Source organism: Prosthecomicrobium sp. N25, from assembly GCF_037203705.1.
Lineage (GTDB): Bacteria > Pseudomonadota > Alphaproteobacteria > Rhizobiales > Ancalomicrobiaceae > Prosthecodimorpha.
Map to the genome: position 1 here is coordinate 50215 of NZ_JBBCAT010000003.1, position 18074 is coordinate 68288.

Consider the following 18074-nt stretch of genomic DNA (forward strand, 5'->3'; position numbering starts at 1 on the left):
CCATGCGTCATCTGGTGTGAATTTGGATGGCTTCGCGGCCGGTTGGTCGCCGTCCTGGACCTGGATCGGCACTATTGCTGATCGGACGTTTCCCAAACGTAATGAACCCTATTTCAGTAATCTGTCATATTCGGAATTATGTTTGTGAACCCGGCGTGACCGGGCCACGAATGAATAAGTTCTCGGAACGCGAACCCAAGCCAAGCAGTAACAATCTCTTGGCCCGATCCGCTCGGGAGGGCAGACCATGTCGCAGTTCGGCGCCGGCCATCGGGTTTCTCGTGCGGGCCGGAGCGGAGGAGTTGCGCTCGCCTTGGCCTCGATTCTGGTCACGGCTCAGGCAGCGCAAGCCCAGAGCAACGATCTGACGCCGCTGCGTCCAGGCGAGGCCTTTCTCACCCGCTTCTCCGGTACTGCCCCCGGGCCTGACGGCAAGGCGGTGATCGACGTCAACGGGGTCGTGGGCAGCGTCCTCGATTTGAGGAACCCGGGCTTCAGGGCACAGGGACAGCACTGGCTCGACGAGCCGCAGCGCCTGCCGGTCACCGCGGCCGACGTCGGTCAGGTCTACGGCGTCGCCCTGGACGATCAGAACCCGCCGAACATCTATCTGACCGCCACCTCAGCGTTCGGTCTGCACCGCACCGCCGACGGACGCGGCTGGATGGCGGGCCAATGGGGACCGGCAGGGGGACCCGGTACCGTTTGGAAGCTCGAGGCGGCCCGCAACTACGCGCCCCGGTCCTTCGCCAACATCACGCTGGACGGCCGAGAGAACAGTGGCGCCTCCCTCGGAAACCTGGCCTTCGACAAGGCGCATCGCCAGTTCTTCGTCTCGGACCTGGAAACCGGGATGATCCATCGGCTCGGTATGGACGGGCGCGATCTCGGCCGCTACGACCATGGCGTCGACGGTCGCTCCGCCCACTACGACGTGCCTGCCGCCCGCAACGCCAGTCTGCCGCCGGTCGTCTTCGACCCGCTCGGCACCGCCCGCATCAACGATTGCGGCGAGGGCCCCTTCGCCGAAACCCCGTCGTGCTGGAACGTCGCCGATCCACGCCGGCGAGTCTGGGGCATCGGGGTCAGGACTGACAAGGCCAGCCGCGAAACTCGTCTCTACTACGCCCTGTGGAGCGGCGTCGCGCTCGGCCGTGCGGTCGCCGCCGACATGGCCGAGGGCGAGAAGACGGGCACGGTCTGGTCGATCCGAATCGCACCCTCGGGCGACTTCGATCGCACGAGTATCCGCCGCGAGTTCGAGATTCCCGAGTTCTTCGTCGCCAAAGCGGACTTCGAGCGCGCCGGTCCCAGCCATCCGGTTGCCGACATCAGCTTTCCGGACTGCTACGACCAGCCGCTCATGGTTCTCTCCGAGCGGGGCGGCCTGAAGAACCTCGGCCTCGACGTCGAGGAGCCCTTCGCGACGTCGCGCGAAAGCCGCGTCCTGCGCTACGAGCAGGACATGAACGGCGACTGGAAGCCCACCGGCCGGTACGACATCGGTCATGCCGAGCGCAAGCCGCCGCGCGAGCAGCCCTGGATCCGTGCCAACGCGTCCGGCGCAGCCGCATTCGGGCTCGGCTACACCTCCGCCGGGACGGCGGACCCGGCCCGGCCCGACCAGACCCTCTGGATCGCGGGAGATCATCTCTGTTCGCCCGAGGGTCCCTGCTACAACCCCGCAACCGGAACCTTCGAGGACGACTCGCAGGTGCACGGGCTGCAGGGCACGCCCGAGAGCGCCTACGCGCCGCTCGCCCCGAGCGGGGCCTTCCGGGTCTATCCGGCGCGCGGCACCGTCTCAACCGCGGACGGCCCCCAGCAGTCCTACATGGTCGACGCCGACGTGAACGTCGACGGGTCCGGCGCCCCCAATCCGGCCGATCTCGCCCGCAACGACGCCACCATGATCGGCGACGTCGCCATTTGGCAGCCCTGCGAAGGACAGGCCGCCGGGACCGAAAGCCCGGTCGAGATCGGCACCGCGCCGCTGCCGACCGGCCCCGTCGACCTGTGGATCCGCAAGTCGGCCGTGGAGGACTGCGACATCGACGGCTTCTGCAGCTTCGCCATCACGATCACGGCGATCGGGGAAGGGGCCTGGCGCGCGCCCATCTTCATCCGCGACATGATCCCCGACGGAGCGGAACTCGTCTCCTTCACGCCTGCCGACCCCTGGCTGTGCGAGGTGATCGACGCCCTCCTGTGCTGGCGGCCGGCTGTCGTGCTGCTGCCCGGGGAGGACCTGGTGCTGCGGATCAGGATCCGCCTGCCCGAGGTGATCCTGATGCGCGCGCCGATCGAGCTCGACAACTGCGTCCTGATCGAGTGGCCATTCGTCGATCCCGACGACGCGCCGGCGATCGAGATCACGGTGCGCAACATCCTCGTGCTGATGGGGTACCTGCCCGCGCGCGGCCCCGGCGACCTCGTCTCGGCCATTCTGCGCTTCGAACGGGACATGCGCCTGGAAGGGACCGGCCGCATCGGCCCGCGCCTCGTGGACGCGCTGTTCGGCAGTCTTGCGCGCATGAACGGGGACGACGATCCACTGAATGACATCGCCTGCGCGCCCATCCGGGTCGGATTGCCGCCGATTCTGGTGGGCGGACATGGCCGGGCCAGCACCCATCGCCGCTTCGGTTCCTTCGAGCATACCCGCGCGATGACGCACCGGCGCTGGGCCTCCCCGGCCCACAATCCGTGGCAGAGCCACTTCCGCTGGGGCTCCGCCGTGCTCCCTCCGGTCGATTTGCACAGCCGTGCCCAGACGCACGCCCGTTGGGGCTCGGTCTGGCACAGCCGCGCCCGAACTCACCGTCGCGACGGCTCGTTCCCGCCCAATCACGACCGTCGCCTGTCGCACGACCGCTACGACTCGGTGCACTCGACGGCGATGTCCCACTACCGGACCAGCTCGATCCACGCGGTCGATCGCTCGCACTACCGCTACAGCTCGATCCACGGCCGTCACGAGTCGCACGACCGGTTCGGCTCGATCCACACGCGCGCCGAGACGCACCGGCGTGACGGCTCGATCCACCACCGAGCGCTGTCGCACGCGCGCGTCGAGTCCAGCCACAATCGCGACCGCTCCCACAACAAGGCCGGCTCGGAGCACCGGCGCAAGGATTCGCTGCTCGGCGGCGGCTTCGCCAGCCCATACCACACCCGGGCCATGTCGCACTTCCGCGGCGCCTCGGCCGGCCACGACACGTTCGGCGATCCCGCGCATCGCCGCAGCGATAGTCTCGGTCCGATCATCAAGGACAAGGACAAGACCGTCGTGAAACCCGAGGAGCACCATCCCGAAACGCCCCCGCCCGCCATCCCCAGCGTGATCGCCGCACCGCCTCCGGCCGGCGCACCCGTCGGGGAGGATCGGCACAACCGCCTGCTCAGCCAGGATCAGCGCGGGACCACCGGAGAGGGAATCGTCAAGGGGCACACGGTGGCGCAGAGCCGGGGCAGCACGTCGCGCCACACGACCGCCGAGAGCCGCGGGCCGACGCCGGTCGCCGTCCATGGACGGGCGGCCAGCCGCGCCGACGTGAGGCCAGTGCACCGGACTGCGGCAAGCCGGGCGGCGAGCCATTCCCGCGAGGAGAGCCGCGGTCCCGTCGTGATCCACTCCAAGGCGGTGAGCCGCGCCCAGACCGTCGGACCCGTCCACGCCAGGAAGGCGAGCAGGGGGATCATCACGGTGACCCCGGATCACGTCGCACCGCCGGTCTCCGTCTTCGGTGGAGGCGGGCATGGCAAGAAGGCCAGCAGAGGCGGCCATGGCGGCGGCGCGATCGGCGGACACGGCCCGAACACCATCTTCGGTGACGGCGGGCACGCCAAGAGAGCCAGCAGGGGCGGCGGATTCGGCGGCGATCACCACGGCGGCGGCCTGGGCGGCTTCGGGGGCGGAGGCCACGAAAAGTGGCACAGGAAGGGTAGCTTCTTCTGATGGCGGCAAGCCGGCGCGTGCTTTGGCGGCGCTCCGGCTCGCCTGCTGGCGTTCGGCTGCGGAGCGGCCGCTGCGGATCGGGATGGACCACCATGTTCGAGCGTACCCTGGGCCTCGGCCGCCTTCTCCTCTGCCGCCTTCTCCTCGGCCTCCTCGTCCTCGTTCTGGTCGTGCCCCCGCGCGCGCGCGCGGAGGAGGCCGCGCGGCCGGCCGGATGGCCAAAGCTCTACACCAACCAGGAACTGATCGAGGAAACCGCGAAGCGGGCGGCCATCGACACCAACGATCCGCTCGCGGTGCTCGACTTCGTGCTCAGGAGCCTGCCGGAGAGGGTGAAAGTCTATCCGACCGAGAATTACTTTTACTTCTATTTCTACCACAATCAGGTCAAGTGGGCGGGCAATATCAGACTCGACCCTCAGGAACGTGAGAAGGGCCTGGTCAACTTCGCCTACTTCGAGGACTACACGGGGTGGGCGATCGAAAGTCGGATCAACCACCGCCTGCTCGGGGCGGCGGAGGGCGTAGAGGTCGAAAAGCTCGCGGAGCTCGTGTGGCGGGTCTCCTTTCGCGGCACCGCGGTCGTGTTCGAACTGAACGACCTCGCTCAAGTGGTTCCGCCCACCGGTTACCTCCGCCCGCAAGAGGTCTATATCGGGCCCGTATCGGACGAGTCCGGCATTCGCTTCTTCCTGGTCTGGAACCGAGAGCGACGGCTCTTCCACTACATTCTCGACGAAGCCGCCCCGGTCACCGAGGCATGGCGCTCGTCCCGCGTCTCACCGCGCATTCTGATCGGCAAACGTTCCGGCTTCGCGCTCTTCCGCGACCGTTACCGCGACCGCAAGATCCTGATCGGCGTGTTCGCGGCCAACGCCGCCGTCAACAACTATTATGACGGGCCGTTCGACCAGCTTCCCGACAATTTCATGAAAGGCGAAACCTTGCGCGAGGCGATCCTGGCCTTGGAGCCGCAACTCAAGGGCAAGATCGACGCCTTCGGAAACTCTCCGGATGGTCGAGAGCGCTACCTGATCGGCCCCTACATGCAATGGCGAACGGAGGAGGATCTCGCCGTAGTCTCCCGCTGCACGAACGACCGGCGAGTGACGGGCGAGCGCTACTACGACTGCTTCATGGTGGAGCCCTGAGTCACCCGACAAGTGCCGTCCAAGGGGGTGCCGCACCGCCCATTCCTGGTCTGAGTCTCGCGCCATCGGTGCCGGCGCGTCCGGCCGATGGCCATTGGCTGTGAGCCAGCGATCAGCCTGGAGGAAGCGCCACGGCGAGCCATTGCACGCGATGAGGCGCGCGCAGCGCCCCGAAGCAGGCCTCCACTCAATTCACCATCATGTCCCGGATCATCTCCCCGGAAAGACCTGCCATTCTCGCGGTCCAGCCGATGATTTCCCGGTTATGGCAGCCGAGGACGACGGCGAGGCGGACCACCTCGCCGTTCCAACAGGTGAACTCCAGCCCATCCGAGCACCAGCGCACGTTCGATCGGAGAGTCGCCACTTCCGGCTAAGGCCGGTGTCCGGTCGAAACGGAGTGCACTTCAGTCGATACCAAGTGGCCATCGCATTGGCGTGAATGACGTAACGTCCCCTAGCATTTTCATGGGGCCGAGTTAGTAGACGCACTGACTACGATCTCATTGAGAATTCGTTCTGGTAAGTCTACGGTAAACGCGCGCCTAAGGTATCTTTAGGCCATTAGGAGAAGCAGATCATGCACCCGACCGCGCCTAAGTTGGCCATCTCAGTAGCTCTCGCTGCACAATTCCTTATTCTACCCACAGCGGCTGAAGCGAGGTACGGTCGTGGAGCTGCCTTCGTGGGCGGCGCCGCTGCCGGCGCTGTCGTTGCTGGTGCTGCAACGGGGAGATACGGCTACTACTACGGAGCACCAGTTGTCGTTGCGCCGCCTGTTGTTGTTGCACCGCCTCCGGTTCGGGCCTGCGGGTATTACCCATACCCGCCTTGCTACTGATTGGGTGATGCGCCCTCCTCTCGGAGAGTGATCTTCATATGTTATCAGGAGAAGCATAGTGAAAACAGTTGCACCTGCGCTTGCGCTAGTCGCGAGCCTCACCGCACCGTCCATGGTCATCGCGCAGAGCGCCCCGCCAGCTAATGCTCCACCGGTGGTCGACAATGCGCCGAGATCGGCGGCCTGTGTGATCACGAAAGCGATGACCTGCAAGCCGGACGGCTCTTGCACGGCAGCCACCTCGATTGGCGAGATAAAGTTGCCGATGAAAGTCACCGTCGACTTTCAGCATCGCGTCTTGATGAGTACGGACAGCGATGGGTTTCCCGTCGCCTCGCCGATCGGCACATTGGTCGGAGGCGATGGCAAGGTTGTCCTCCAGGGAGTTGATCGCGGAGTGGGTTGGGTTATGCACGGATCGAGAAGTGACCTTCAGGTTTCTTTCGCAATGACTTCACACAACACGGTACTCGCCGCGTTCGGGACCTGCGAGATCGAAAACGAGGATTAGGTTGACACCCGTGTTTTGTGGCGCTGAAGCGCGCCCACCGTCCAGTTATTATCCCGCATTCACCTTCTCCAGGTGAGCATGCTTCCCGGGGCGAAGGATGGGCGAAAGATGGGTCACGGGCGGTGGCCCCAAACGCTTCGGCGGGCACGTGAGCATCGGCGAGGCCAATGGCGAGTGTAGGGTCCGGGAGGCTCACGCCCTCGCGGGTTAAACGCTCGCCCTGCCGGTGAAGCGGCAGGTCCGTGCCGTACTTTGCGGTGACGATCTCGGCCAGCAGGCTCGGCCCGCCCCCGACGGTCCGCGCCGCGCTCGCCGCCCTGTCCGAGAACGGCCTGAAGGCGATCCCGGACTCAAAACCGGTCCAGGTCGCCCGAGGCGCTCCGCTGGTTGGAGGGCCGGCGCGGCTTCTATCCATCCTTCTCTGGGCGAACCTGTCCAAGCCGAGGTCCGCGGCGATGTCATGTGCTTCGGGACCGGACACGGCCGCCGCGTTGCGCAGGAGGACATTGCCCAAGTCCTCGGTGGTGCGCGCCTTTAACAGCTGATCGACGGCGAAGCGATCGTTGCGACTGATGCTTTCGAAATTGCCGAGTTCGAATCGGGCAGATGTCGAGCTGAGGTTTAGCGGTTCAACTCCTACCGGGGCTCAGCCGGCGGGCAGTCCGGCAGCGAGGAGATCGGCGCTTTCCCGATTTTCCTCCGCCGTGTGCTGGTAGCAAGCAGACTTCCGCCACTTTGCGACCGTCAGGTTAGGCGCTCGGGCGAGCGCTCGCTCAATGCTTGCCCTGGCCTTGTCCTTCTCACCGAGCCGCCAGAGGCTTACCGCGGTGAGCACAGCGGCCTCAACCGAGCTTCCAGCATCCACCTCTGCGAGAACGGGGAGCGCCTCCTGCGGTCGCCCGGCCGTAATCAGCGCCCATCCTTTGACCTAACGATAGTAGCGCGAATGGATTGGGTCGGTCCACGCCGGGACCGCCAGCATCCCGGGACCACCAGGCGACTCTTGGTCGGTTCGAACTGCCGGAATAGCGGGCGCGCCTGGGAAGGGAGAAATCGACCCTTCCCCCTTGCCACTTGTATACAAGCACACTAGAGTGCCAGCATGATGGCGAACGAAACCTCACTGGCCGATCAGACCGACGCCGGGACAGCGGCTGACCGGGCCTACAGACTGATCCGTCGGGCGATCCTGGATCTGACCTTCCTGCCGGGCAGCACTCTGTCGGAATCGGCGCTGGTCGATCAGATCGGTGTCAGCCGGACGCCGATCCGGCAGGCGCTGCAGCGGCTTGAACACGAGAATCTGGTCAGGATCCTCCCGCAGCGCGGCACCGTCGTCGCACCGCTGGACATGGCCGGGTTCCGCGAAGCCCTCTTCACGCGGGTCTCACTGGAGACCGCCTCGGCGGCCGAGGCGGCGCGGCGTGCCACGCCGGCGGATTGCGCGGAACTCGCTGCCCAGACCGGGGAGCAGGAGCGGGCCGTGGCCGCCGGAGACGACGCCACGTTCTTCAAGTTGAACGAGCTCTTCCACCGCCGGATCATGGCGCTCGCAGGTGTGCCGAACGTCTGGTCGGTGGTGGAATCGGCGAAGGTGCATCTCGACCGGTTCCGCGTCGGACATCTGACGCTCACCGATCCCTATCCCCTGAAGCCGGTGGTCGCCGAGCATGTGGCTCTGGTCGATGCGCTCGCCCGCGGGGACGCCGCATCGTCGGCCGCGCTGATGCGCATCCACGTCGAGAAGGTCGTGCCGCGCGCGGAGCTCCTGCACGCCCGCCGGCCCGATCTCTTCGAATGGCCGCGCGGTCTCGTCGGGCCGACTCGGCTCCGATCGATCCCGACACGATAACAAGCGAGCACGAAAAAGCTCGTGGCTTCAACGGAGGAGACGCATCATGACAGGTCTGTCCGTATCACGGCGCGGCGCTCTCGGGCTCGCAGCCGGTTTCGCCGCAGCGCTCGCCGGCGGTAGGCTCGCCGCCCAGGAGACCGCCGCGCCGGCAAGCCTGAAGCGGGCCGGCAAGACGGTGCTCAACTTCCGGGCCTGGGAGCGTTATCCCGCCAGCGACATTCCCGAACTCAACCGCTTTCTCGACCGCAATCCGGACTTGTCGATCCAGTGGGTGAGCGCGCCGTTCGGCCGCTATCGGGATGCCATGATCGCCGAGTTCGTGGCACGCACCCCACTCGACATCGTTCAGGTCCCGGAGACCGAACTGGCCGGCTGGGCGGACAGCAACTGGCTCATGCCGCTCGACGGCCTTCCCGGGCTGGACGGGATCCTCAAGGCTGCGACCCCGACGGCGGTCGCCGGCACCAAGGCGCTGGACGGCCGGACGGTCGCTCTGCCGTTCCTCTCGGACGCGTTCGGCTTCGCCTATGACCACGAGGTGCTGACCAAGGCCGGCTTCGGCAAGCCTGCGAGGAATCTGGACGAACTGCGGTTGCAAATGCAGGCGATCAAGAAGGCGGGCCTGGAAGAGTACCCGCTGAGCCTCGCGACGAAGAAGCAGCCCGGTCAGTTCTGGAGCCTGTGGGCGACGCTCTACGCCTCTGGCGGCGAATTCTTCGACGACGCCAACGCACCGCTGTTCGATCGCCCCGGCCATCCCCTCGAGGCGATCCTCGACTGGTATGTGGCGGCCATCAACGACTGGAAAGTGACCGCCCCCGACGACATGCAGCGCGACTGGGGCGCCTCGCGCACCGGCATCCGCTCCGGCACCGTCAAGTTCGGCTACATGGCGCAATATGCCTTGGCCGAGTTCAACGTCTGGCCGGACTCCAAAGCGGCCGGGAAGATCCGCATGGGCCTCGTCCCGGGGCTCGAGCGCAATGACGTGGCCACCGTCGGCTATGCGCACAGTGTCGGCCTCGCGGCGACGACGAAGGAAAAGGACGCCGCCTGGAAGACCTTGCGCGCCTATGCGGGGCCGGACGAGACGGGCGTCTTCACCATCCCGCGCGCCCGGCTTCTCAGCGAGGGCGGCCGCAGCCCCTACCCGGACCTGATTGCCGATCCGGCGGTCGGCGAACTGGTCAACCGGATGAATGTCGGCGACACGGCCGACTTCAACAGGCTCTCGAAGCTCGGTCGACAGCGGAAGGGCATCAAGACGACCTGGTACCCGGAATGGGAGCCCTTCATGATGGCTCAGTTCCAGGAAGCGCTGATCAAGAAGACCACCGTGAAGGCGGCGATCGCCGCTTCGGCCGCCGAGGCCCGCCGGCTGGCCAAGGCTTGAACGGGCCACGCCATATCCGCCGGCCGGCAGGGGACGCCCCGCCGGCCCCCCGCTCCGAGCCAGGACGTCACGCCTCATGTCAAGCTTCGCGGATCTTCGGCGCGCCCTCGTGGCCGCCGATCCCAGACTGAGCCGCTTCAACCCTCTACCCCGGATCCTGTTTCACGACGACTTCGACGAGGGCGTGAACGGCTGGTGCGAGTTGATCGGCAATCACGACGGCAATCTCGACAAGGTGCGCCCCGTCATCAGCGACATGCGGCCGCCGCAGATCAGCAACGTCAGCTTCTTCGACATCGGCACCCATGGCTCCGTCGACGGGACCTATGCGCTGAAGCTGGCGACCCGCGCGCGAGCGCATCACATGGCGCTCGCCATCAAGCGTTTGACCTATGTGAAGCCGGGCCTGGTGCAGTTCGAAACCTACTTCACGATCAAGGCGGAGGGTTGGATCGGCACCCTGCCGGAGCGCCACAAGTCCTTTGACGGCAACGTCGACCCGAGCGTCTTCGACTTCGGCGACTTCTGCATCGGCAACGACGTTTGCGATCTGGAGTTCGGCCGGCGTTACCACTGTGCCCTGCGCTATCTCAACACGGACGACGACGGCAATCTCGTGCGCAAGTGGATGTACAAGACATCCCTGCAGACCTCGACCCGCATGGTGATCGAGGGCGCACCCCATACCACCGACTACCATGTCGCCAATCCGAACGATTGGGCCGAGGTCCCCGGCGGCGAGCAGAACCTCTGCTACAACGAGCTGCCGACGAAGGTAAACTGGCACTACCTGAGATATGTATTCGACACGTCCGCGGGGCGGAACGTCGAGTTGCAAGTCAACGACAAAATCATGGATCTCAGGTCCATCCCGGTTCCCACCTACGGCAAAGGCTATTGGGGCCTCGAGAAGCTGCTGAACTTCTGCGTCGACGTGCGAACGCACCGGCCGGTTCGAAATTTTCTTTTCCTCGATTCCGTACTTGTCTCGGTCGACTGGTGAACGCCATGCTGAAACGCTCCTTCACCGCCGTCGTCGAGCGCAACGTCACCGTCGAGGGACGTCTGGAGACCGAACCCTACGAGACAGGCTGGGCCGGCGAGGCGCGCTGGTTCGTGCATGTGCTGGCGGCCGACGCCGACACGGTCCTGCGGATCGCCTCGGAGATCTCGCCGGACGGACTGACCTGGTGCGCGCATGAGGCCGATCCCGTCAGCCGGCGGGGCCCGGGCCTCGTCAGCCTGCCCCTGACGATGGTCGGTCCGTGGCAGCGCCTGGTCCTGACGACGGAGCCGGCCGCACCCATCAAGGTGATCGTCTATCTCACGCTCAGGGAGTGACCGGCATGACGCGGCGGCGCGCCTGGTCGGCGCCGAACGAGCCTCAGCCGTTCCTTTTCTTCGTCCTGAACTCGCCGGCGATCCTCCTTCTGGCTGCGCTGGTTCTGTATCCGATCGTCTATTCGTTCTGGTTGTCCCTGCACGCCTACAATCTGCGCCAGCCCAACCGTGTCCGGTTCATTGGCCTCGACAACTATGCCACGGTGCTTTCCAGCGACCAGTTCTGGAGCGCGGCGGGAAACACGGCGATCTTCTGCATCGCCTCGATCAGCCTGACGGTGACGCTCGGCACCCTGCTGGCGCTGCTCCTCAATGAACCGTTCCCCGGGCGCGGCATCCTGCGCGCGGTGATGCTCCTGCCTTGGGCGATCCCGCCGGTCGTCAACGGTCTGATCTGGCAATGGCTCCTCGACGGCCAGCACGGCCTCATCAACGCGCTGCTTGTCGGCGGCGGCCTGCTCGCCGAGCCGCAGGCCTGGCTCAGCAAGACCTCGACCGCCATGCCGGCGCTGATCCTGGCGCAGGTCTGGAACCATGTTCCGTTCGTGGCGGTCGTCATGCTGGCGGCCTTGCAAACGGTGCCGGGCGAACTCTACGACGCCGCCCGGCTCGAGGGCGCGAACCTGCTGCAGCGTTTCCGATATGTCACATTGCCCTGGTTGTCCCATGCACTGCTGCTCGTCCTGGTCACGCAAACCATGGTGGCGCTCAGGACCTTCGACATCATCTACGTGCTGACCGGCGGCGGGCCCGGCAGCGCCACGACGGTGATTGCCTGGCTGACCTACGTCACCACCTTCAACCTCACCGATTTCGGGCGCGGCAACGCCTACGCCTACATCATCGCGCTGATCACGATGAGCCTGTCGCTCCTCTATATCCGCCTGTTGTGGAAGCGCGGGGAGATCGGCCGATGATTGGTCTCCTCGGCGCCGAGCGCATCCGGACCGGCCTGTTGATGCTGGCGGGACTCTTCTTCTTCATATTCCTGTTCGGTCCGGTCTACTGGATGGTGGTGACCAGCCTGATGACCGAGACCGAGATGCTCGCCGCGCCGCCGCATTTCGTCCCGCGGGAGCCGACCCTGAGGAACTACCTGACCTTCCTCGGCCAGGGCGACCCGGACTATCTCAAGATCGCCTACAACCGCGCTCCCGCGGTCTTCGACATCGCACCGGCACTGAAGAACAGCCTCGTCATCGCAATCACGGTGGCGCTCCTCAACATCATCATCGCGACGCCTGCGGCCTATGCCTTCGCGCGCCTGAACGTTCGCGCGAGCCTCCTGGTGCTGATGGGCTACCTGGCCATCCGGATGATTCCGCCGATCATGATCGTGGTGCCCCTCTTCCTGATCATGCGAAATCTGGACCTGATCGACACGCTGCTGTCCCTCGTTATGGTCTATTGCTTCTTCACGGTGCCCTTCTCGATCTGGATCCTGCAATCCTACTTCAAGGCCATGCCTGCCGAACTGGAGGACTCGGCGCTGATCGACGGGTGCTCGCGCTGGCAATCGGTCCGCTATGTGCTCCTGCCGCTTGCGAGGCCCGGCCTGACCTGCGTCGCCATCCTGTCCTTCATGAGCTGCTGGAGCGAGTTCCTGTTCGCCGTCGTCTTCTCCAAGACGCCGGCGAGCAAGACGCTGACCGTGGTGGCGGCCAGCTTCGCCGACACCGCGGCGATCCAGTTCGACTACGTCATGACGGCCGGCGTGCTGACCGCCCTGCCACCGTTCTTCCTGGCCCTGTTCTTCCAGCGCTACATCGTCGGCGGCCTGGCCGCCGGTGCGGTGAAGGGGTAGGCCATGATCCGCCTGCCCGAGATCGGCGTCGGCTGCGCGGCGCTCTCGATCGTCTCGCCGGAGACCGGTGACGAGGCCGCCGTCGAATTGCTCGTCCGCGCCTATGACCATGGGATCCGCTACTTCGACGTCGCGCCGCTCTACGGCGGCGGGCGCGGCGAGGTTCTGCTGGGCCGGGCGCTCGGGCGAATGGGCGGCCCGGTCGCGGTCTCCACCAAGGTCGGCTATGCCGGCGCGATCCCCTACGGCGGCCGCCAGGCGCCGGAAGATCGGCGCAAGGACTTCTCGCCGGATGCGATCGAGCGGGGCGTCATCGAGAGCCTGCGACGGCTCGGTCGCGATGTCCTCGACATTCTCTATCTGCACGATCCGCCCGCCGATCTCCACGACATCGAAGGCGGAGCCCTGCCCAGGATCGAGCGATTGCGCGAGCAAGGCCTGATCCGGGCCATCGGCGTCGGCACGTCGAACGCCGCAACCGCCCAGGCCGTGCTCGAGCGGCTGCCGCTCGAGGTCCTCCTGCTCGCCGGGCGCTTCACACTCATTGACCGGACCGGCGCCGGTGTGGTGGCGCGATGCCATGCCATGGGGGTTTCGCTGGTCGTCGGCGGCGTCTTCAATTCCGGCCTGCTCGCCGCAGCGCGGCCGGCGGCCGGCGGCAGCTTCGACTACGGACCGGCGCCCGAACCCATGATCGCCAGGGCGGTGGCTGCGGAGCGGATCTGCAAAGCCGCCGGAATCCCGCTCAAGGCGGCCGCCTTGCAATTCGCCCGCCGCCAACCGGGCGTGGCCACGACATTGCTCGGACCGCGCACCCGCGGCGAACTGGACGACCTGATGGCGCTCCTGGCGCTGCCGGTTCCGCGATCGCTTTGGAGCGAACTCGACCGGATCGGGGCGGGAGGCGACCCGCCGTGTTGATCGACACCCATGTCCATGTCTGGCAGCCGGGTGACGGACATCGTGTCCTGATCCGCGAACGCATGTCCTCCCTCGACGCCGACTTCGGTTTCGAGCGTTTGGAGCCCGAGTTGCGGCCGGCCGGTGTCGGCACGGTGATCCTGGTCTCGGCGGCGCAATCCTATCAGGAAACGCGGCGGCTGATCGGCGTCGCCGAGCGCTGGCCCGACCATGTTGCCGGGGTCATCGGTTTTCTCGACATGGAGGCGGAGGATTTCGGGCAGCAGCTCGCCGCGGCATGCCGCGACCGCGTGCTCGCCGGGCTCAGGCTGCCGCTCGTGGTGTTCGACGATCCGGATTGGATCCGCCGCCCGCGGGTCGGCGCGGGCCTCGAGGCGCTCGCGGCCCGGGGGCTCGTCGCGCAGGTGCTGGCGGCACCCGTCCATCTCGCCGCCTGTGCGGACGTGCTCGGTCGGTACCCCGACCTGAAGATCGTCATCGACCATGCCGGGAACCCGGGCCCCCTGCACCGCGAGGATCCCGTCTGGCGGGAGGGGCTCGCTGCGCTCGGCCGGCTGCCCGGGGCGTTCTGCAAGGTCGGCGATTTCTCGCCTCCCGCCGGTCCCCGCGCCGACGAGCACCGACGTGCGGCCGTGCTGCGAGAGGTCGCGGCCTGTTTTGGTGAAAGCCGGCTGATCTTCGGATCGAACTGGCCGGTCTGCCGTTTGCAGTATCGATATTCCGAGGTTGTCGCGGAGTTGAGCGCGACGGCCGAACACATCGGGCTCGACCCGGCGCGACTGCAGCGCGCGATGACGGCGAATGCCAAGCATCTCTATGCGAACTCGCACCCTCCCGGCCGATGACGACGGTTCGCGCTGCCGTCCTGGGACCTCTTGGCTCGGCTGGACGATGCGAGGCCGAACTTTTGCAGGCCGGAGAACGTCGCATGGCCGCGAGCGACTGATGCAGGAGTATCAGAGCCGGGGCAGAACCATGCGCGGGTGGAAGCGCACGTTATCGCACAATTCTGGCACCATCTCGGCTGCGGAAGGAAATCCGCAGGACTGAGCACGTCACCGTGAGCAACCTTCCATTCATTGTCGAGCTTGCGTTTAGAGCGTATCCTGCAGTGCCCTTAAGATTAACTAGTACAATAGGGCATTCGCGAAAGGGAGGACTTGAACATGGCACACTACATGCTCCGCTGGCAGTTCACGGCAGTGTCAGCAAAGGCCATGATATCAAAACCACAAGATCGTTCGATCCCCGCGAGAGCGCTCATTGAAGGGTTTGGTGGGAAAGTTCACGCCTACTACTTTGCGTTTGGAGAGTACGATGGAGTCGGGATCTGCGAGTTCCCCGACAATGTCTCTGCAGCTGCATGCTCGATGACCGCCGCGTCGACAGGTGCATTCTCCAAATTCGAGACGACCCCGTTGCTGCTAGCGACGGAGGCTGAACAGGCCATGAGAACGGCGCAGAAAACCAGCACCAGTTACACTCCGCCGAACGGCTGATGGTCTGGCCGAACGAGCGCGGGGGCGGCATCCATGCGGAAAGCGGGGGCCGCCTCTCCCCCTGAATGCAGGTCGATGGCCGCTCTCGAGCCTCGAACCGTGACACCGCCAGCCGAGGGCCGAAGCGGCGGGAACATCGGCGACCTGAGACGGGGGACCGCCACTTCCGAACGAGCCGCAGCGTCGCCTCCGCCGAAATCGCAGCCCGTGATGCCATGAGGACGTCGAGCCCTCACCCGCAGCCGCAGTGCGACCGGAACCAGCCTTCGGCCGCGGCGGAGAGATCCGGCCACGCGGCCGCGAACCCGCCGAGGCCCCGCACGGACGCGCGGTAGCCGTCCATGAGCCTCGCCTCCAGCCCGGCCGCATCGACGCCCGTCACCGTGCCCCCCGCGACGATCCGACGGCCCGCGACATAGACCTCCCGGACATGGCCCGCATTGCCGCGGGCGAACAGCATCGCCAGCGGGTCGACCGGCACGTAGGCGTGGCCGTCCAGCCGGTCGAGGTCGAGCACGACGAAGTCGGCCGGAGCGCCCGGTTCCAGGACGCCTGGCCCTGGCGCCCCGACGGCGGACCGCCCCGTCGCGACGATCGCCTCCAGGAACCCGCCGGGCGTCCAGGTCGCGTCGAAGCCGTGCCCGCCATGGGCGAGGCGGACGAGCCGGTACTCCCGGACGGCGTCGTCGTCCTCGTCGAAAGCGAGCCCGTCGAGCCCGACACCGACCCGGCAGCCGCGCCGGACGGCCTCCCGGATCGGACCGATGCCGGACCGGAGGTGCAGGTTGGAGCTGAAGTTGGTGACGATCCGGACGCCGCGCTCGGCGATCAGGTCGAGTTCGTCCGGCCGCGCATGGACGCAGTGCGCGAGGGTCAGCCGGTCGGACAGGAGGCCGATGCGGTCCAGGAACGCCACGATCCCCTCCGGGTGGGCCCGGTCCGCCCACGCACGCTGGTGTACGGTCTCCAGGAGGTGCATGTGGATCCGGCGGCCGGTCCGTGCGGACGACTGCGCGATAGCCTCCAGCATCGCCGGCGAACACCATTGCACCCCCGCCGGGCCGAACTGCACGTCGACGGTCGGCCCCGCCATGGCGGCGGCGATCTCCTCGACCGTCGCGACGTATTCCGCCGGCGTCGGCGGCTGGCGCACGAACAGGGCCTCGACGACCGCCCTCGCGGGCGGCTCCAAAGCGCCGAGGACCTGAGCCGCGTCGCCGTACACGATCGGGTTCACGTCGCGCACGGCCGGCGCGAACGCGATTCGGATGCCGACGTCCCCGGCCGCCCTCGCGATCTCGCGCGCCTCGTCGACCGGGCCGAGACGGCCGCTCGGCTTGGTGTAGTGGATCATCATGGCCGCGATCCCGGCCCGGGCCGACCGCGCCATCGCGGCGGCGGCCTGCGCGTAGGCCTCCGGCGGCGCGCACAGCGCGTTGCGCAGGATCCAGGTCTCGAGCGGCATCTCGACCGCCCCGAAGGCGGATGCCCGCGGCCGGGCATGGTCATGCGCGTTGACGAGGCCAGGGAGGACGAGGGTCCGGCCGGCGCCCGGCGGCGGCGCGGCAGACGCGATCTCGCGGATCACGCCGTCGGCAAAGCGGATCGCGACGTCTTCGCGAAGCCCGCCCGCGCCCCCGCAGGCCGCGGCGCTCGCATAGACCTCATCCATGGGCCGCTCCCCCATCGGCCGGCACCGCGAAGGCGAGGCAGTCTTCGGCCCTGAAGGCGGCGACCACCGCCCGGCCCCGTTCCGGCTCGACCGGCAGGCCCCGCGTCGCGGCCTTGACGACGAGGTCGGGCCCGCCCGCCGTCGTGAGGACGAGCCGCAGGGCGTCGCCGAGATAGACGACCCGGTCGATCTCGGCCGGAATGCCCGCTTGCGCCCCGCCCGGTGCCGACAGCACGACGTGTTCGGGCCTGAGGCTCAGCACCACCGCGTCGCCGGCCGCGATCGGATCGACCGGGCGGGCGCGAATGCGGAAGCCCCCCTCGACGACCACCAGGGCCTCCCCGCCCGTCACCGCCTCGACCCGCCCGGCGAGCCGGTTGTTCTCGCCCACGAAGCCGGCCACGAAGGCGTTGGCGGGGCGCTCGTAGAGAACGGTCGGCGGTGCGAGCTGCTGGATCCGCCCGTCGTTGAAGACCGCGACCCGGTCAGACATGGTCAGGGCCTCGCCCTGGTCGTGGGTGACGTACACCATCGTGACGCCGATCTTCTCGTGAAGCTGCTTCAGCTCGTACTGCATCTGCTCGCGCAGCTGCTTGTCGAGCGCGCCGAGCGGCTCGTCGAGCAGCACCAGTTCCGGGCCGAAGACGAGCGCCCGGGCGAGCGCGACCCGCTGTTGCTGGCCGCCCGAGAGCTGCGCCGGCCGGCGCTCCGCGAAGCCGCCGAGCTTGACCATGTCGAGCGCCGCGCGGACCTGGACGGCCGCATCCGCCTTCGAGACACCCCGGACCGCGAGCGGATAGGCGATGTTCTCGGCCACCGTCATGTGCGGGAACAGCGCGTAATTCTGGAACACGACGCCGATACCGCGCCTGTGGGGCGGCAGGACCGTGATGTCGCGCCCGCCGAGCAGGATGCGTCCGGCCGTCGGCACCTCGAAGCCGGCGAGCATCATGAGCGTCGTCGTCTTGCCCGACCCCGAGGGTCCGAGCAGCGTCAGGAACTCGCCGCGCGCGATGTCGAGGTCGAGGTCGTCGACCACGACGGTCCGGCCGTCGTAGCTCTTGCGGATCCCGCTGAACCGGACCAGCGGCCCCGCGCCTTGCTCGGCCCGCGCCTCGCCCGTCATGG

15 protein-coding genes are annotated in these 18074 nt (G+C 67.1%); 12 read left to right on the plus strand and 3 right to left on the minus strand.

Features of this window, described 5'->3' with window-relative positions; genetic code table 11:
• The first annotated feature begins 247 nt into the window (after positions 1-247).
• The 3 genes from WBG79_RS19360 to WBG79_RS19370 all read left to right on the plus strand — a co-directional run bounded on the left by WBG79_RS19360 (position 248) and on the right by WBG79_RS19370 (position 6461).
• A complete protein-coding gene (locus tag WBG79_RS19360; RefSeq protein ID WP_337358859.1) occupies positions 248-3958 on the plus strand; it encodes a hypothetical protein in 3711 nt (1236 codons plus the stop codon).
• The gene (locus WBG79_RS19365; protein ID WP_337358860.1) at positions 3958-5109 is read left to right on the plus strand and encodes a hypothetical protein; all 1152 of its coding nucleotides are present in this window, start codon (positions 3958-3960) and stop codon (positions 5107-5109) included. The genes WBG79_RS19360 and WBG79_RS19365 overlap by 1 nt, the downstream gene beginning before the upstream one ends.
• 899 nt (positions 5110-6008) lie before the next feature.
• The gene (locus WBG79_RS19370; protein ID WP_337359396.1) at positions 6009-6461 is read left to right on the plus strand and encodes a hypothetical protein; all 453 of its coding nucleotides are present in this window, start codon (positions 6009-6011) and stop codon (positions 6459-6461) included.
• Here the strand turns inward: WBG79_RS19370 and WBG79_RS19375 are convergent.
• The gene (locus WBG79_RS19375) at positions 6358-6876 is read right to left on the minus strand and encodes an IS66 family transposase (RefSeq protein ID WP_443147497.1); all 519 of its coding nucleotides are present in this window, start codon (positions 6874-6876) and stop codon (positions 6358-6360) included. The genes WBG79_RS19370 and WBG79_RS19375 overlap by 104 nt on opposite strands.
• Positions 6877-7563: 687 nt before the next feature.
• Between WBG79_RS19375 and WBG79_RS19380 the strand changes: the two genes are divergently transcribed.
• From WBG79_RS19380 to WBG79_RS19420, 9 genes are all read left to right on the plus strand, one after another.
• Positions 7564-8313, plus strand: a complete 750-nt coding sequence (locus tag WBG79_RS19380) for a GntR family transcriptional regulator (RefSeq protein ID WP_337358861.1) — start codon at positions 7564-7566, stop codon at positions 8311-8313.
• 178 nt (positions 8314-8491) lie between these two features.
• Positions 8492-9709: an extracellular solute-binding protein gene (locus WBG79_RS19385; protein ID WP_337358862.1), complete on the plus strand. Its 1218-nt coding sequence runs from the start codon at positions 8492-8494 to the stop codon at positions 9707-9709.
• Between the two features lie 76 nt (positions 9710-9785).
• A complete protein-coding gene (locus WBG79_RS19390; RefSeq protein WP_337358863.1) occupies positions 9786-10712 on the plus strand; it encodes a DUF6772 family protein in 927 nt (308 codons plus the stop codon).
• A gap of 5 nt (positions 10713-10717) precedes the next feature.
• Complete coding sequence (locus WBG79_RS19395) at positions 10718-11050, plus strand: hypothetical protein (protein WP_337358864.1); 333 nt, start codon at positions 10718-10720, stop codon at positions 11048-11050.
• 5 nt (positions 11051-11055) lie between these two features.
• Positions 11056-11967 (plus strand): carbohydrate ABC transporter permease, encoded by a 912-nt coding sequence (locus WBG79_RS19400; RefSeq protein WP_337358865.1) that lies wholly within the window; start codon positions 11056-11058, stop codon positions 11965-11967.
• Complete coding sequence (locus tag WBG79_RS19405; RefSeq protein WP_337358866.1) at positions 11964-12854, plus strand: carbohydrate ABC transporter permease; 891 nt, start codon at positions 11964-11966, stop codon at positions 12852-12854. Before WBG79_RS19400 ends, WBG79_RS19405 begins: the two co-directional genes overlap by 4 nt.
• Before the next feature lie 3 nt (positions 12855-12857).
• On the plus strand, positions 12858-13775 hold the full coding sequence (locus WBG79_RS19410) for an aldo/keto reductase (RefSeq protein WP_337358867.1): 918 nt from the start codon (positions 12858-12860) through the stop codon (positions 13773-13775).
• On the plus strand, positions 13769-14620 hold the full coding sequence (locus tag WBG79_RS19415; protein WP_337358868.1) for an amidohydrolase family protein: 852 nt from the start codon (positions 13769-13771) through the stop codon (positions 14618-14620). The genes WBG79_RS19410 and WBG79_RS19415 overlap by 7 nt, the downstream gene beginning before the upstream one ends.
• Positions 14621-14941: 321 nt before the next feature.
• Positions 14942-15274, plus strand: a complete 333-nt coding sequence (locus tag WBG79_RS19420; RefSeq protein ID WP_337358869.1) for a GYD domain-containing protein — start codon at positions 14942-14944, stop codon at positions 15272-15274.
• Between the two features lie 232 nt (positions 15275-15506).
• On the opposite strand, the gene WBG79_RS19425 is transcribed toward WBG79_RS19420, so the two are convergent.
• Complete coding sequence (locus WBG79_RS19425) at positions 15507-16946, minus strand: amidohydrolase family protein (RefSeq protein ID WP_337358870.1); 1440 nt, start codon at positions 16944-16946, stop codon at positions 15507-15509.
• Positions 16939-18072, minus strand: a complete 1134-nt coding sequence (locus WBG79_RS19430) for an ABC transporter ATP-binding protein (RefSeq protein ID WP_337358871.1) — start codon at positions 18070-18072, stop codon at positions 16939-16941. The genes WBG79_RS19425 and WBG79_RS19430 overlap by 8 nt, the downstream gene beginning before the upstream one ends.
• Between the last annotated feature and the right edge of the window lie 2 nt (positions 18073-18074).